This is a genomic window from Oceanobacillus indicireducens (assembly GCF_014647195.1).
GTDB lineage: Bacteria > Bacillota > Bacilli > Bacillales > Amphibacillaceae > Oceanobacillus > Oceanobacillus indicireducens.
Map to the genome: position 1 here is coordinate 24,896 of NZ_BMOS01000030.1, position 15,285 is coordinate 40,180.

Annotated in this window: 17 protein-coding genes; 4 read left to right on the plus strand and 13 right to left on the minus strand. The window is 39.1% G+C overall.

Annotated elements, in window-relative coordinates:
- The first annotated feature begins 279 nt into the window (after positions 1 to 279).
- Positions 280 to 2,067 (plus strand): zinc ribbon domain-containing protein YvbJ, encoded by a 1,788-nt coding sequence (locus IEX94_RS15775; protein ID WP_188858766.1) that lies wholly within the window; start codon positions 280 to 282, stop codon positions 2,065 to 2,067.
- Positions 2,068 to 2,195: 128 nt separating this feature from the next.
- On the opposite strand, the gene IEX94_RS15780 is transcribed toward IEX94_RS15775, so the two are convergent.
- From IEX94_RS15780 to IEX94_RS15810, 7 genes are all read right to left on the minus strand, one after another.
- Positions 2,196 to 2,588 carry a hypothetical protein gene (locus IEX94_RS15780; RefSeq protein ID WP_188858767.1) on the minus strand — a complete coding sequence of 131 codons (393 nt, stop codon included), beginning with the start codon at positions 2,586 to 2,588 and terminating at the stop codon, positions 2,196 to 2,198.
- A gap of 115 nt (positions 2,589 to 2,703) precedes the next feature.
- Complete coding sequence (locus IEX94_RS15785; RefSeq protein WP_188858769.1) at positions 2,704 to 3,546, minus strand: glycerophosphodiester phosphodiesterase; 843 nt, start codon at positions 3,544 to 3,546, stop codon at positions 2,704 to 2,706.
- A complete protein-coding gene (locus IEX94_RS15790; RefSeq protein ID WP_156857756.1) occupies positions 3,539 to 4,300 on the minus strand; it encodes a glycerophosphodiester phosphodiesterase in 762 nt (253 codons plus the stop codon). Before IEX94_RS15790 ends, IEX94_RS15785 begins: the two co-directional genes overlap by 8 nt.
- Positions 4,301 to 4,384: 84 nt before the next feature.
- A complete protein-coding gene (locus IEX94_RS15795; protein WP_156857757.1) occupies positions 4,385 to 5,755 on the minus strand; it encodes an ABC transporter substrate-binding protein in 1,371 nt (456 codons plus the stop codon).
- 65 nt (positions 5,756 to 5,820) lie between these two features.
- Positions 5,821 to 6,636, minus strand: coding sequence for a carbohydrate ABC transporter permease (locus tag IEX94_RS15800; protein ID WP_156857758.1), 816 nt, complete (start codon positions 6,634 to 6,636; stop codon positions 5,821 to 5,823).
- A complete protein-coding gene (locus IEX94_RS15805; protein ID WP_188858790.1) occupies positions 6,633 to 7,571 on the minus strand; it encodes a carbohydrate ABC transporter permease in 939 nt (312 codons plus the stop codon). The genes IEX94_RS15800 and IEX94_RS15805 overlap by 4 nt, the downstream gene beginning before the upstream one ends.
- Positions 7,572 to 7,573: 2 nt before the next feature.
- Positions 7,574 to 8,689: an ABC transporter ATP-binding protein gene (locus tag IEX94_RS15810; RefSeq protein WP_188858771.1), complete on the minus strand. Its 1,116-nt coding sequence runs from the start codon at positions 8,687 to 8,689 to the stop codon at positions 7,574 to 7,576.
- A 296-nt stretch (positions 8,690 to 8,985) separates the two neighbouring features.
- Here IEX94_RS15810 and IEX94_RS15815 point away from each other — a divergent pair, with 296 nt between their 5' ends.
- Complete coding sequence (locus IEX94_RS15815) at positions 8,986 to 9,549, plus strand: Uma2 family endonuclease (protein ID WP_188858773.1); 564 nt, start codon at positions 8,986 to 8,988, stop codon at positions 9,547 to 9,549.
- A 625-nt stretch (positions 9,550 to 10,174) separates the two neighbouring features.
- Here the strand turns inward: IEX94_RS15815 and IEX94_RS15825 are convergent.
- A complete protein-coding gene (locus tag IEX94_RS15825; RefSeq protein WP_188858777.1) occupies positions 10,175 to 11,278 on the minus strand; it encodes a single stranded DNA-binding domain-containing protein in 1,104 nt (367 codons plus the stop codon).
- Positions 11,279 to 11,369: 91 nt separating this feature from the next.
- Here IEX94_RS15825 and IEX94_RS15830 point away from each other — a divergent pair, with 91 nt between their 5' ends.
- Positions 11,370 to 11,948, plus strand: a complete 579-nt coding sequence (locus IEX94_RS15830; protein WP_156857766.1) for a metallophosphoesterase — start codon at positions 11,370 to 11,372, stop codon at positions 11,946 to 11,948.
- A 618-nt stretch (positions 11,949 to 12,566) separates the two neighbouring features.
- On the opposite strand, the gene IEX94_RS15835 is transcribed toward IEX94_RS15830, so the two are convergent.
- From IEX94_RS15835 to IEX94_RS15845, 3 genes are all read right to left on the minus strand, one after another.
- Entirely contained in the window at positions 12,567 to 13,010 is a 444-nt protein-coding gene (locus tag IEX94_RS15835; protein ID WP_188858778.1) for a LysM peptidoglycan-binding domain-containing protein, read from the minus strand.
- 617 nt (positions 13,011 to 13,627) lie between these two features.
- The gene (locus IEX94_RS15840) at positions 13,628 to 13,915 is read right to left on the minus strand and encodes a YrhK family protein (RefSeq protein WP_229782753.1); all 288 of its coding nucleotides are present in this window, start codon (positions 13,913 to 13,915) and stop codon (positions 13,628 to 13,630) included.
- Positions 13,916 to 14,012: 97 nt separating this feature from the next.
- Positions 14,013 to 14,192 carry a YjzC family protein gene (locus tag IEX94_RS15845; protein WP_156857769.1) on the minus strand — a complete coding sequence of 60 codons (180 nt, stop codon included), beginning with the start codon at positions 14,190 to 14,192 and terminating at the stop codon, positions 14,013 to 14,015.
- 115 nt (positions 14,193 to 14,307) lie between these two features.
- Between IEX94_RS15845 and IEX94_RS15850 the strand changes: the two genes are divergently transcribed.
- On the plus strand, positions 14,308 to 14,514 hold the full coding sequence (locus tag IEX94_RS15850) for an amidase family protein (RefSeq protein ID WP_156857782.1): 207 nt from the start codon (positions 14,308 to 14,310) through the stop codon (positions 14,512 to 14,514).
- 75 nt (positions 14,515 to 14,589) lie between these two features.
- Here IEX94_RS15850 and IEX94_RS15855 read toward each other — a convergent pair whose 3' ends face one another.
- Positions 14,590 to 14,958 carry a type II toxin-antitoxin system RelE/ParE family toxin gene (locus tag IEX94_RS15855; protein ID WP_188858783.1) on the minus strand — a complete coding sequence of 123 codons (369 nt, stop codon included), beginning with the start codon at positions 14,956 to 14,958 and terminating at the stop codon, positions 14,590 to 14,592.
- Positions 14,945 to 15,100 (minus strand): hypothetical protein, encoded by a 156-nt coding sequence (locus tag IEX94_RS15860; RefSeq protein ID WP_156857771.1) that lies wholly within the window; start codon positions 15,098 to 15,100, stop codon positions 14,945 to 14,947. The genes IEX94_RS15855 and IEX94_RS15860 overlap by 14 nt, the downstream gene beginning before the upstream one ends.
- Positions 15,101 to 15,285: the final 185 nt, after the last annotated feature.

Here is a 15,285-nt window from a genome sequence, read left to right on the forward strand (position 1 = left end):
AGTATTTTTAATCACTTTATATTCATTAAATAGTAAAATCAGCTTAACAAACTGGAAATATTAGTCTATACTACTAATGATTGAATAGATGAATAAAGTGAAACTTCATTCAGTGGGGTTTCCTTACCTTCCCCCACTGAATGTTAGTTGAACAGAATCAGGGATTGCCGGACTGTTTATCTCCACCTTCACCTAGTAGCTTTCCCTCTTGTTTTGAGGTGGGGGTATTACAGACCGTTAATGCGTGAAAAATATTTCATATAAAGGAGTCTATCAGACATGGAAAAGTACTGTCAGGAATGTGGAGAAGCTATCGATGAATCCTTAAACTTTTGTCAGAACTGTGGGCATAAATTGCACGCCTCTTCGGCACAGGGCACACTTATCCCTCCTAAAAAGCAGCCAAGAACTTACTCGAAGAAACAAAAAATAATCATAGGTGCAGCTGCCGCTCTTTTGGTTATCATGATTGGCGGCTATACATGGGGGAAGTCATATTTCTCTCCAGAAAAAACGGCAGAACGGTTCATCACAGCAATAATTGATGAAGATTATGAAAAAGTTCAGGATATGACAAGGATGCAAGGTGAATCGATCTCACAAGCAGAGGCAGAAGCACTTATCGCGCTTGCAAAAGATGAGGCACATTATATCAACATCGAAACGACGAATTTAGAAGACTTTTCGTACCAGAATGACCTGATGAAACTAACGGAGAACGGCAAGCATTTATTTATTTTTCCTAAATACCTATTTTCTTTAGTACCGCAATACGCGGACTTCAATCTGCCTTTTGAAAATATAGAAACAACATTTAATGAGGAAACATTCCCTGCCAAAAAGAACGATGAACGAAATATTGTTTATGGGCCACTCGCACCCGGTAAGTATACAATACATAGCACTTACAGCGGGGAATTGACGGAAGCTGAATCAGAGGATGTAGTAATCCTCGGAGACAGCTCTAGTGATACGGTTTATCAGGATATTCAACTGGATGCAGAATCGACAACATTCCACTTATATAATGAGAATGGCAGTCCGATTAAAAATGCATATATGGAAGTGAATGAAGAGCAGATCCCCTTCGATGAAAGCCTAAATATTGAAGCATTCGGTCCGCTAAACCTGGATGGTTCTGTCACGGCAACCCCAATTATTGAAACAGAATGGGGTAAGGTAACACTAGATGAGATAAAGATTGAAGAAGATTACTATGAGCTCACCTTGAACACTGTAAGCAAGGAGCTAATGGATCATTTATCAGAAGTAATTTTATTGTATGGAGAAGAATATGTGGAAGCCCATGCAGCAAATGATGCCACAATCTTTACAGCTGTCACGGAAAACGTAAGAGAAAATTTCCAAGACGACTTTTCCTATAATATCGAGTACGGGAAAAATTTCACTGGACAATTAGACAAAATTGAAATAAATTATGATGAGCTAACGTTCTATGACAAAAATGAAGTTTCCGTCCCAGCTAATTTCCATTTTACAGCCTCCACTTTTCATAGTGACGAGCAGCCTGATTTAGAAGAACGAATTGACACCGTAGCACTTCGTATCATTTTCGATGCGGAGGAAGATAAATGGCTGATTGATGAAGCAAATTCGTATGGAATGTTTAGCAATACAGATTTTGAAGCTACGGAAACCCTCGAAGGTTCACAGGAACTGCATCAGGCTGCCAAGTCAGCTTCAAAACCTGCAAGCAATGATGTAGATGCGCAAGTAGAAGAAGCAACGTTAAATTATATTTATAACCTTGTTGAAGCAATTAATGCGGATGATTATGAGCTCGTTCGTCCATATATCAAGGATGATAGTGCCCTTCATGGCATGCAAGTGGATTTAGTAGATCGCTTAGCGGAAAGTGGCATGAAGCAAGAGGTCATCGATGCAACCGTAACAAATATTGAAGAGGACGGTGACGCATGGATTGTAACGACAGACGAAACGATTAAGAAAATTTATAACAGCGGTGAAGAGGAAACTAGTGATTATAATTGGAAGTACACCGTAGAATCAGATGGTGATGGGGTGTCGTTGACGAATATAGAGTAAAAGATTACTATAATGAAATTCATTAAACTGTTTTGGATTCAATCAGCTTACCACAAAAAACTCGCTATTGTATATAAGTTCAATAGCGAGCTTTGTAATTTCTGACATTAATTATGAAAACGCCATTTTCACTTTTTCTTTTTAAATGTCTTAAATAGGAAATAAATGAGTATTGCCACCACCGCATAAATCAAAAACATCACCATAAATCCCCATAGCCCCGCTACTGCATCCGCAAACTCCATATTTCCTCTGTTCGTGATTGCTTGCTGCAGTTCGATTGCAAAGACGAGGACAACCATAACGGTAAATGTATAAACAAAGGAAAGAATCGTCGTACTCCACTTCATTTTTTCAATGATTTTAAAGAAAAAATACACCATGAAGAACGTTACCATTCCAATAATACCGATGATCCAGAAATGAAGCTGCTTATCTGTCATATGTAAACCGAACATATCGGTCAATATATCATGGATATCATTCACAATTTCCGCCAATATAATAACTATTTCTTTCACTGGAAGCCTCCTAAAACTACTTTAAATAACGATAGTCTTAGTTTACTATAAATCTATAATAATAGACATAGGGCTTTACACTACACCTAAAGGTTATGTCCTAACCTCTTCTTCATCAATCCTTATCTTTCTTGAGTAACTCTTTCGTAAACCGAATATCATCAGTAAAATAACCATCTACATTCAGCTCATACACCCGCTCCTGCTCTTTCCTCGTTGTCACCTCATCAGTGAAAAACACATGCACTTCTTTCCCTTGCCGGTGTAATTCATTAACACTTTTCATTGTAACGTCCGTTGCTTCTATGCCAATAATCGGATAATCAGACGTCTTTGCTTTCTTTAAATTGAATTTTTCTTTGCCAAACAGAAGGGTGAGCGGAATTTCTGGTGCTAACGTTTGGATTTTTTCTAAACTTTCCTCTGAGAAAGACTGGATTGTGACGAGATCTTGGGAGAGTAAGTCATATTCGAGTAACAGCTCGATTAACGGTTCTTCCATGACAAGTTCCCCATGAACCAATCTCGTTTCAATATAATAGTGCTCCGTGTCCCGAAACGTTTCGAGAATCTCTCTTAATGTAGGGATTTCTTCCATTGTTCGCTGCTCTCCAAACACTTCCGACGTTTCAAGTTCCTTTATTTCCTGCAATGAATAGTCCGTTGCATTCCCCGTTCCATTCGTTGTCCGGTCGATCGTTTCGTCATGCATAGCAATGAGTGCACCATCTGCCGTCATTCGTAAATCAATCTCCAGGGCATCAACACCGTCTTCAGCAGCTATTTTATACGCCGTAATCGTACTTTCATTAAAGCGATCATTCGCCCCGCGATGTGCAATAACTTTTGGGGAATCAACGATGGCTGGTTCGGGCTCCACTTCCCGTTCCATAACGAGATAAGCACCAGCGAAAACAACACAACTTACACATAAGATACCGATTACCTTTTTAAGCAAGGGATTTCCTTTTATTTCGATCGTTTAGGGCTTCTTCAGGGAAATCCGTAATAATCGCTTCCACACCCAAATCGAGTAATTGTTTTATTTCATCCTGCTCGTTAACCGTCCAAATCCGCAATTTCTTCACTATATCTCTCCCATAAAAGGTATCGGAAAATGCAATCCGTTTGGATACATGTAATGCCTCAAGCTCCAAACTATGTAAATAATCCTCGGGATGCGCTATCCTTTGATCCAGTAACCAAGCAATTTCTGCATCCGGGTCCAACTGTTTCATCCGCAAGAGGCTAGGTAAATGAAAAGAGGAATAAATGACTTTGCGACCATTCCCATATTCCTTTACGAGGGCTAATACTTTTTCTTCGATGCCCTCGTATTGAAAGAGACTGGTCTTTAATTCAATATTTAATTCGATTTTATACGGTGCTAACAGCTCCAGCACTTCCTGAAGGGTTGGCACACGTTCTGCAGACCAAATCACTCGATCATAATTCTTAAGATGAGCATACTTTACACCTGCACTATATTGTTTGATTTCTTGTAAGGTCAGATCTTTTACAAATCCGGTTCCATCTGTCGTTCGCTCTAACGTCTCATCATGGATAACGACAACCTCCCCATCTTTTGTAAGTTGTACATCCAGTTCAATCCCATCTGCGCCTTGGCGGATCGCTTGAAGAAATCCGAGTAACGTATTTTCCGGGAACGTTCCCATACACCCGCGATGCCCATAAATCTTCGTCTCTGTCATCGTAACACTTCCCTTTCATGGATAATCAGAAAGGGAATAAAGCATCCGATCATACTTTATTCCCTCTCATTCTTTTATTAAAAATTATTCTCCTCGTGCTGCGTTTGCTTGTTCGATTGCTGTATTAAATTGATCGACTGCTGTGTTATACGCGTCGTCTACCTCGCCACCGTTATAAACCGTTTCAAGTGCTGTTTCCATAATTTTACGGCCTTCTGGAATCATATCCATTAATGCGCCTTGGGTTGCGAACGATGACGTTGTTGCTTGTAGTTGCTCAACCGTCACGTTTAATTGTGGCATTTCTTCGTGTGCATCAACGGCAACTTGCTCATCATATGCAGCCGGATTGATTGCAAAATAACCTGTTCCCACATGCCACTCTGCTTGAATTTCCGGTGTTTGTAAATACTTCATGAAGTCCCAAGCAGCATTTGTTTCTGCTTCCGGCTTCCCGTCAATCATCCAAAGACTTGCCCCGCCGATGACAACACCTGCGCGTTCTTTTTCCTCTGGGTGTGGCAAAAATGCGATACCTACTTCAAATGGTGCGTTATCAATCACATCTCTTGAACTAGCTGAAGATTGTAAGAACATCGAGACATCCCCTGCTAAGAAACCGGAAACCATGTTGTCACCATTCGTTCCATAGTTAGCGAATGTTTCATCATTAACCATACGCTCTACCCATTCAAAGATTGATTTCCCTTCTTCTTCTGTCCAGCCAATTTCAGTTGGTGTGTCCGTTCTTCCGTTATCATTGTTTAATAATAAGGCGCCCTGGTTGGCCAGCAGTTGTTCATATAACCAGCCATAAGCCTGCAGTGCAAATCCTTTCATGTCTGGATTAGCTTCCACAATTGCCTTACTTGCTTCTTCTACTTCCTCAAATGTTTCTGGTGGAGCTTCCGGGTCTAGCCCCGCTGCTTCAAAAGCATCCTTATTATAATACATAACCGGTGTGGAAGAGTTGAATGGCATCGAGTAGAACGTTCCATCTAAGGAATAATAGTTAATAATATTTTCCTCTAAACCGCTCATATCATAACCATCTGCATCAACCAATTCTTGAATTGGTAAAATGCTGCCACTATTAATCATCGACATCGTGCCAATTTCGAACGTTTGGATAATAGTTGGTGCACTGTCTGTACCGGCAACACTATTAAATTTCGTCAATGCTTCATCATATGAACCTTGGTATTCTGCATTCACTTGAACTTCATCCTGGGAACTATTATAGCTGTCAACAATCGCATTTAATGCTTCCTGACCAGCCCCACCCATCGAGTGCCAGAATGTAACGACTTGTTTTTCGTTATCTCCAGATCCCTCACTTGTACCTTCCGCGCCAGCAGTAGCACTACCAGCTGCCTCGTCCGCGTTTCCATCTGAACCACATGCTGCAAGGAATAATACGAACCCTAACATAAGTATCGCAAGTATCTTCTTCATTCTTTCATTACACTCCTTTTTTTATAAAAAATTTCGTTCATCCGCTCATTTTGAGCAGCTCCAACTTATTTCAAAGCACCTTCCGTTAATCCTTTTTGCAGTTTGCTTTGACCGAGGAATAAAAGAATTAAAGTAGGAATCACAACGATAACAGCACCTGCCATGATGACACCCCAGTCATTTAATTGCTCCTGTGTTTGTAATTGCTTTAAGCCGATTTGTACGGTACGAACATTGTCGTTCGTCGTCGTGAGGAGTGGCCATAAATACATATTCCACGAGGTTAAAAATCCGTACACACCTAAAGTTAGTAAACTAGTTCTCGCAACAGGTAAAACGACTGTCAGATAGAATTTAAAATCCCCCATCCCAGCAATCTGACTCGCTTCTCTTAATTCTTTCGGTATTTGTTTAAAGTTCTGCCGGAGTAAAAATGTCCCAAACGCCATCGCAAAGAATGGAACGGTCAGCCCCGGATAGGTATCAATCCACCCCAAATCACGGATGATATGGAAGTTCGGAATAATCGATGCTTCAAAAGGAACCATCATCGTCGCGATGAAAACAAAGAATAAGAGATCTCTCCCTTTGAACTCTAAAAAGACAAAGGCATAAGCGGCTAAACTTGATAAAATTAATTGTCCAAGCATAATCACTAAGGAAATGATTAAGCTATTCAACAGATATTTAAGTAATGGGAACTGCCCGAACGCCCTGACATAATTATCAAAGGATAACGATGTAGGCAGGCTTCCCGTCATAATGTCTTTGTTCGACATAAAGCTCATGGCAAACGCCATTAATGTTGGCGCAAAGACGAGAAATCCTGAAATAATCAGTAAGATATAAAATATAACTTTTCGACCTGTTGGGATTGTCATTGGTAATGAACCTTCCTTTCACCAAACTTGAATTGCAGGAAAGTCATGAGTAATATAATGATGAACAATAATACCGCCTGAGCACTTGCCGATCCGAACTTATAGTTTACAAATGCTTCCCGGTATATGGAATAGACGACAAGGTTCGTCGAATTCACCGGACCGCCCTGTGTTAAAATATCAATCTGCCCAAAGGTTTGAAAGGCATTGATAATCGTTACGGTCACCACAAAGAATAAGGTTGGCGAAAGCATCGGGATCGTAATTCTTCTTAACTTATAAAAATAACCGGCACCATCAATATCCGCACTTTCATATAAAGAAGAGTCAATCGATTGCAGTCCGCCTAATAAAATGAGAAAGGTAAAACCGATATTCATCCATATCGTTGTAATGGCTATCGCAAACAGTGCCCAAGACGTGTCTGTCAGCCAGCCAATCCCCTCTGCACCAATGGCGTTTAACAACAGATTCAACGGACCCATGGACGGGTGAAATAAATAAAGCCAGAAGACAGACGCGGCCGCAACCGATATCCCCATGGTTGATGAATAAATCGTACGGAAAAAACCGATTCCCTTTAATTTCTCATTTGCAATCACCGCCAAAAACAAACTGATAATAATCGTAATCGGAACGGTATATAGGACGAATAAAAAAGTTGATTTCATACTCTGTAAGAAAATCGGGGAAGTGAACATCGTCACGTAATTTTCCCAACCAACAAAAACGGTTGTTGCCCCTGCGGCATCCGTTAGGAAAAAACTTAAATAAATGGTTCGAGCGAGCGGGTAGAATAGAAACACACTAAACAGAATAATTGACGGTAGTAAGAACAACATGCCTTTAGAAAAGTTTTTCATCCGCTGCTTCTTTTTCACTTGTTCAAAATTTATTTGGCTTTTAGGCGTTTGTTGAATCGCTGTACTATTCATACTCATGCCGTTACGACCTCTTGCTGTTTGCCCGCTCTTGCCGGCTTGATCAATAATCCTGTATCCGAATCAAAGAAGCATAGATTTTCAATTGCAATATGTACTGGAACCTTCTCCCCTACTTGCACGTCCCATTGTCCCGGCCATTTAGCCGTCCAAACTTCCGCACCGACTTCAAACGCAAGCAACGTTTCATTTCCTAACTGTTCTACATTTATCACTTCTACAACATGTGTAGTGTTTTCTGCAGTTCCAGGGTAAAGATGTTCCGCTCGTATACCAATCGTTACGTTCGGGTAGCGTGGTACATTGTTGATAACGGGATCTATTTCTAGATGAAGTGCATCATCAATCACAAGTTGATTCCGGTCAGCATGAAAAACAGCCTTCCCCATATTCATTTTCGGTGAGCCGATAAAAGAAGCTACAAATAAATTTGCAGGTTCATTATATAAGGTAATCGGTTTTCCGACCTGCTGAATCTTCCCATCATTCAACACCATAATTCGGTCCCCCATTGTCATCGCTTCGACTTGATCATGGGTCACATACACCATCGTCATCCCCAGCCTTTTTTGCAAACGACGAATCTCCATTCGCATTTGCCCCCGAAGTTTAGCGTCTAAATTGGAAAGCGGCTCATCCATTAAACAAAGTGGCGCCTCACTCACGACCGATCTCGCTAATGCGACACGCTGCCTCTGTCCTCCTGAAAGCTCCTTTGGCTTCCGTTTTAACAGCTCACTTAGCCCCATCATTTCTGCAGTTTCGATAAGTCTCTTTTGTTGCTCCTCTTTATCCACTTTTTTCGCATTTAAACCGAAAAGAATATTTTGCTCCACAGATAAATGTGGATATAGCGCATAATTTTGAAAGACCATCGACAGATTTCTGTCCTTCGGTGGCAGGTGATTCACAACCTCGTTACTAATTTTCAATGTGCCGGATGTAATATCCTCAAGGCCTGCAATCATGCGAAGTAACGTACTTTTACCAGATCCAGACGGACCAACCAGTACAAAAAACTCCCCTTCTTCAATGGATAGATTGATTTCGTCTAATACGTTTTTTTGCTTATCGTATGACTTTGAAATATCCACCAAATCAATTTGGCCCATATGTCTCCCTCCTTTTATTGAACAAGTTTTATTAAACCATATTTTTTTAGGAAAAAGTTTAAATTTACAGAATCGTTACAAGGGATTAAGGTGGGGTTAATATTATTCATGGTGGGTTAATATTGGGATGTCACGAAAGGGGGAAATATCCATTTTCACAAAAATGCCAAAACGGATAAGATAACAAAACAAACATATAGGTACCGAATTTAAATGTTAAAGTCATAAAGCCCATGTCTCCTCCACTTTCATTCGTCCGGGCAATCAAGTATAATGTAATAAAGGCGGTGTTTATATTGGGTTTATTAAATGAAAAACACAGTAGCTACAACGAATTCATAAATATGAGAAAAGAAACAAATGATGTTCTTGAATATGTTGATGGCGTTGTGTATATGTCTCCTTCGCCGAATATAAAACATCAACGAATTTCAACTTTTTTACAAGGTGAATTGTACAACGCACTCAAAGATAAAAAATGTGAAGTGTTTTCTGCACCTACAGATGTTCTATTTGACGCAGTTAATCATGACGATAAAAAGATAGTTGTTCCAGATCTATTTGTTACGTGTAATCCAGACAATCTAACAGAGAACGAACACATAGGAGCGCCTGATTTCATCATAGAAATTTTGAGCCCACCTAACATATCCCACGATATTGTCACGAAACTAAACCTTTATATGAAAAACAATGTAAAGGAATACTGGATTATCGATCCACTCCAGAAACATATATTGGTATACAACAGAGACAAAAACAATGAAATCAGATATGATGTTTTACATGTTGAGGAGAGTATAAGATCAAAAACAGTACCCTCTCTAGAGCTAAATTTATCGGATATTTTCCAACTTTGAGCAAAACGTTTAAAATAGAGCACAAGCACACATACCCTATTTTGACGCTAAACAATATACTACGATATTATTTGTACCTTAAAAGAGACCTTCTTTTTTTCAATTCCTTCATAATGTAATGAATCAGATGCAAAAAAGATCGTTACAGTTTAATCTTAAACCACTTTCAAAAAAGGAAAATAACCATATGGAAGCTTTTCGGAATGATATCGAATTCTGCTATCCATGGCGTTCTTATCAACAAAGGCGCTGAATGAGGTACATGAACATTTACATACTGGAAAGCTCCATTTAGTGGCACCTCCTGGTTCAGGGAAGACCGTGCTGGGCCTTGAGATCATGCTTCGGTTGAATAAAGCGACGATACCCGCACGAAAGAAGGAAGGCAACATTTGCTCAAAGCGAGAACAAGATCAATGTCAGCTATTTTTGTGAAAAAATTGGAGAGAATTAGTGAATGGCAATAGTGGCTTATGCTTAATTTTATGGTTATGGTGTGTGATTGTTTAGGGATAGTGCGCTTTGCCCGGTTAGCATGCAGGATGGTTCGGGGAGCGTAATTTGCTATATTAAAATGAAAAAGGAAGCTTGGCTGAAGTGCCTAGCTTCCTTTTTCATCTTTCTATTAGCATGTTTCTACATATCTTCCAATACCAGTAGAAATTTCATCTTCCATTGTATTGTCTTCCATCTCAATGATAACTTCAGCTAAGTCCCCATCTTCATCGTACACATCAACTGGAATTTGATAGGATCCTGTAATATCAAATGTCGTGAAATCAGATATAGGATGATTGATTGGTGCAGAACCAGCACCTGCCGTCTTTTGGATATGGTCTTCATCCACTACTAATAACTGATACGTATCTTGGAAAATCGAAGCAATACCAGATACCGAGACCTTTTCCCCTTCTTCATAATTGCTTACAAATGTTTCATAAGAAATATTCGTTCGATCATCGACGCGCACTCTCGTCAAATTTTCACCGTTTCTTACATCAAATTCAAAGGCATTCCAGTAAGACACGATGTTTTCAATTTCACCTTGAAGCGTAACACGCTCGCCTTGGTTGGCATCATCTATTTTGTCGACCGCTACAAATTCTGGGAGTTCACTTTCTCCTATAACTTCAATTAGCTCAAGATCTGAAATTTGCTTTAACCCTTGATGTGTCGAGACGACTCCTTCAGGTTTCACTTTATCTCCAGGACGAAACGCCTCATTATGTTGAAACACATAAATGCCTGCCGTTTCATCTTGTACATAAAATCCTTGCCCACCGAAAAGTCCTGGTTCTGTTGTAATCACACCTTCGACTGCAACAGACTTACCATCCGCTAGATTTCGAGCTTCCTGAATCGAACGTGTTACCGTTTCCTCATTATCTTCTTCCGCTTCACCGATAACCGCAGGATTTGTAATAACGTTTGTTGAACCTTGACGTAAGCGAACATTCGCATTTCCATCCACATTTTCGTTCAGCTGGACATTTAGCGTATGCCTTGCAATTCCTTCTTCATTTGCTGTAAGTGAAAAATGTTCACTATATCCATAATTAGCAGGCCAGCTTCCGTCAAGGTTCTGAACTTTGGCTACTTGTTGTCCACCTTCTAAGTAGATACCTAGATTGTAACCAGTAACCGTTTGACCAGGATCCAGACCTTCAGCCACTACGTCAATCGTAAAGACTTCATTATTTGGTAAAACTGACGCAAAATCGAGTGACATTTCCGGTTCTTTAACCGGATCTTCCGAAGAACCAAAAGAGCCTGCCGCAAATGTAGCTGGGTCAAACCAATCATAAGGAAGAAAGCTCTACATCTGGGGAAAATGGAGAACATACGCTACACTTGTCCAGAAGAAACGACAGGAAAATGAGCATATGATCGTCCTCGATAATGGTGATTTGATTCAAGGCACACCACTCATGACCCATTACGTAAAAAATCATGCGGAGAAACCGAATCCGATGATTGCGATTATGAATCAAATTGGTCTCGATGCAGGTGTCCCCGGCAATCATGAATTTAATTTCGGAAAAGCTATTTTACAGGACGCTGTCGATCAGTCGAACTATCCATGGTTATCCGCTAATATAGTAGATGAAAAAACGGGTAAACCCTATTTTGGCTCCCCCTATATCATCAAAACATTAAGTAATGGGGTTAAAGTTGCCATTACCGGCGTGACCACGCATTACGTTCCAAACTGGGAAACACCGGAGCATATTCAAGGCATTCAGTTCGCCGATGCCTTTACCACTCTAAAAGAGATCGTAAAAGAAATACAATCTAATGAAGACTATGATCTCCTTATTGCCCTCTACCATGGTGGTTTCGAAAGGGATATGGAAACAGGAGAAGTAACGGAAACTTCAGGGTTTACATCTACACGCTAAAAATATTGTGAAACTTATTACCCAAGAAATTCCCTCAATTAATCTTCTTCCTGAATGGATATTAGCTACAATAAATAACCTATGACACTATATTATTTTCCACAGGACCCTTATCTTAGGCAGATTCCAATAACATCTTCACTTTTCTAGCCTACTTAAAATGATAGACACAACGAAAATAATAACAGTTCCATTCAATTATTTCAATTTATTTTGACGTTTATAATGGAGAGCGACCAGGCTTTAAAAAATAAAAGGGTTTTCATACACTGGTACTTACGAGGAACGAGTTTCTCGACGATTCCTTAACGTTTAGCCGTGCAAAGGGAGAGACGAGAAAACTGCTCATCATTCGAGAATAAAATTATTAAAAAAGGATCTATCCCCGCAATATAAAAAATAAAATATAGCTAGAGAGACTGATCCTTGGATTTCTATATAGGTTGAATAGAATTAATGATAGGCTAGTTGTGGTGCGCAGTTCTCTGGTAAACGTGTAAATTCTGCCCTTCTCCCATGACTTGCGCACCACCCCAAATGGAGGTATTTGGATAACTCCCCCAAAACTAGCACGTTTAAATGGTATAATAGCTTTTTATTTATAAGTCATCCACGATATTAATACGTCCAAACCTTAACCTCCAAATCCTGCACCCCAAATTCCAAAGCATCATCCAAGTCTTCTATATAAATATCCAGTCGCCCATTCGTAATTGCACTTCCGCGGTCTTCACAGACATACGTTTCATCCAGTGCTGGAATATGTATTTTTGTACCGAATGGCAGAGCTTGCGGACACGCCATCGTATGGTTCTCCTGGACAATTTCTCCCGAAGCTGTAATTCCGTAACCAGGATCTCCCGGGCGTTTTTTCGTAGATTCATAACCTGCTGTGTATGCCGTTACTCGAAATGGTACACCATCTCTATCCGGTATTTTTATCGTCTGTCCAAATTTAATATCTGACGGGTTACTAATCGCAGAATTGGCTGCAATTAATGTATTGATATCTACCTGATAGAGTTGAGAAATTCGGAATAAACTTTCTCCCGGCAATACCATATGATTCTTTTCAGCAGAAGCCGTTCCTGCTAAGAATAGAAAACCAATAAAGAATGTGAAAATATAAGAAAAACGCTTGATAATAAAACCTCCCCTAAAAATTTACAATTCTCCCGGTAGACTATACCCGGTTAGATAACTTGCAAACTTCATTTTAGGGGAGGGCTGGGATTTACTTTCCTTTTTGTCAATTTAAATAAAGAAGATTAAAAGATGATAAACAACTGAATGAATTTAATGGAAAGTAGTTTATAAAATGTGCGAACCTGAAGCTCCCATGAATTCCCTGGGAGGTTCGCACATAAAATTCTGTGTTAATATGGTTATTTTATGATTTTAACTTGTTTTAGTGATTGTAAAGATGACAGGATACTATATATAGTATATTAGAGATATTTCCGTCAATATCTCGTGCCACTCCCTGTATTGGGAGTGGGAATTGAAATAAAGGAGCTATGCCATAGGTTATGAGGACTTACTCTGAATCTTGGGGATTTATACTTCCAATTCATAAAAAACCCCTTATAATTGGGATAGGTAGTTCTATCCCAATTATAAGGGAATCCATATGGACAAGAATATTACAAAATCCGCAATAAATGAACTGTACAGAAACATCACGACTTACCCCTATTTAATTTTGATCTTCGAATAATTTTTATCGTTGGCCGAACCGTAAGTGCCAGACTTCCAATTAAGTAAAGAATTTGACCATAAATGGAAGCTGCCCCAGTTATATTTAAAATACTTCCCGTTACAAAAGATATGCCAGTTAATATATCCCCTATTAATTGAATGCTCTCATACTTTTTTATGACATATAAGCTGAATCTGCCATTACTTAACTCGAGATCATATCGGTCTCCATTTTCCTTTGTTTTTATTTTAGGAAGAAGTGACACCATTTCCCTCCTAAGTTTTCCTTATTTTATTTTGAAAATCTCCATCATGATAATCAAAACCCTCTTGAAACATCCAAGAGGGTTCACTTTTTTGTTAATGCTATACTTTTACCCAATAAGCTGCATCATTACTGGAAGGGGATGGCGGGAATTGTTCCCCTTTTTCGATATTAATTGTTGTGTTATCGTTATTTCCAGAACCGCCATTCACTAGACTATCAACCTTAAATTCACCGCTTTCAGGTGCTTTTTCACCTGTTTTGAATCTGTTGTCTGCCATCTTTCTTCACCTCCAAATTTTTATAGGTTAACTCAACAGTAGGCATAAAAATATCCTTAGTGTTGTTTTTCCTTTTTTTCATAATTTAAACACTAAGGGTAGCTTTTAGTCTAATATAAATAGAAGTGGTTCTTCGGGTGGCAGTCGTGCAGCGATTGCAGATGGTTTAATAACTTTGGCTGAAGGGACAGATACAAGAGACTCTAGTCGAATTTCTACCGCCTGGTGTAGAATTTATGCAATTCATGAATCAGACAAAAACAGCCAACTTGATGTCCCTTCTGCTACATATTTATTTAAAGTCAATATTAAACCCCCTTAATGTTGGTATGTCTTTACTACCAACAATAAGGGGGTTAAGCTAGTCACAAAAATCATCTAGTGTGAAAAAAGTGGTTTATACTAAATTGGATACTCTTTTGCTAATTAAGGATATTATTTCTCTATTTGGTATATCATCTTGCTCATTTTTAGAATATATTGTAAGTGGATATATTTCATTGTCAGAAGTTACTAAATACCAAATAACTCTAAATCCCCCACTTTTACCTTTATTGGCATCGGGGTTTTCCAACCTAGTTTTAAATACTTTATCACCTTTTAATTTTAGTCCCCGTATATCATTGCCCTCGATATTTCCTTCCTCAAACCTTTCGAATAAACTTGCTACTAAATCAATGGAAGACGGATATTTTCTTGCAATTTTAATTAAATCTTTTTCAAATCCTTCGACTTCCATTACCCTATAAAAATTATTGTTCTTCACTTAACTTTTCTCTAACTCTTGCAATCATATCTTTATAGGACCGTTTAGGTAACTTACCTTCTCTAATTTGCTGTACTTCATCAAGTGATCTAGATATAGACTGTTCAATATCGACCTTTACATCTTCTACTACATTAGCCATATCCTCATCCCCTTTATTATAGTTACCGTTCTCACACATACACATCACACCTTTTTAGATATGTATATGCAGTGTTACCTCTAATTACTATTATCATAACATAAATCACACTATTTGCGAATACCTAGCCCCTTCTAGTTTGTGTCAAGATTTTCTCGGTACCCTTTCCACTCCAGTATTTCTGG

What these genes read in the sequence shown, in the direction of transcription:
- IEX94_RS15845 (WP_156857769.1), bottom strand. Translation starts at nt 14,192, where the DNA reads ATGGCAGACAACAGATTCAAAACAGGTGAAAAAGCACCTGAAAGCGGT.
- IEX94_RS15775 (WP_188858766.1), top strand. Translation starts at nt 280, where the DNA reads ATGGAAAAGTACTGTCAGGAATGTGGAGAAGCTATCGATGAATCCTTA.
- IEX94_RS15790 (WP_156857756.1), bottom strand. Translation starts at nt 4,300, where the DNA reads ATGACAGAGACGAAGATTTATGGGCATCGCGGGTGTATGGGAACGTTC.
- IEX94_RS15860 (WP_156857771.1), bottom strand. Translation starts at nt 15,100, where the DNA reads ATGGCTAATGTAGTAGAAGATGTAAAGGTCGATATTGAACAGTCTATA.
- IEX94_RS15825 (WP_188858777.1), bottom strand. Translation starts at nt 11,278, where the DNA reads ATGTCACTCGATTTTGCGTCAGTTTTACCAAATAATGAAGTCTTTACG.
- IEX94_RS15795 (WP_156857757.1), bottom strand. Translation starts at nt 5,755, where the DNA reads ATGAAGAAGATACTTGCGATACTTATGTTAGGGTTCGTATTATTCCTT.
- IEX94_RS15805 (WP_188858790.1), bottom strand. Translation starts at nt 7,571, where the DNA reads ATGAATAGTACAGCGATTCAACAAACGCCTAAAAGCCAAATAAATTTT.
- IEX94_RS15840 (WP_229782753.1), bottom strand. Translation starts at nt 13,915, where the DNA reads ATGGTGTCACTTCTTCCTAAAATAAAAACAAAGGAAAATGGAGACCGA.
- IEX94_RS15835 (WP_188858778.1), bottom strand. Translation starts at nt 13,010, where the DNA reads ATGGTATTGCCGGGAGAAAGTTTATTCCGAATTTCTCAACTCTATCAG.
- IEX94_RS15810 (WP_188858771.1), bottom strand. Translation starts at nt 8,689, where the DNA reads ATGGGCCAAATTGATTTGGTGGATATTTCAAAGTCATACGATAAGCAA.
- IEX94_RS15800 (WP_156857758.1), bottom strand. Translation starts at nt 6,636, where the DNA reads ATGACAATCCCAACAGGTCGAAAAGTTATATTTTATATCTTACTGATT.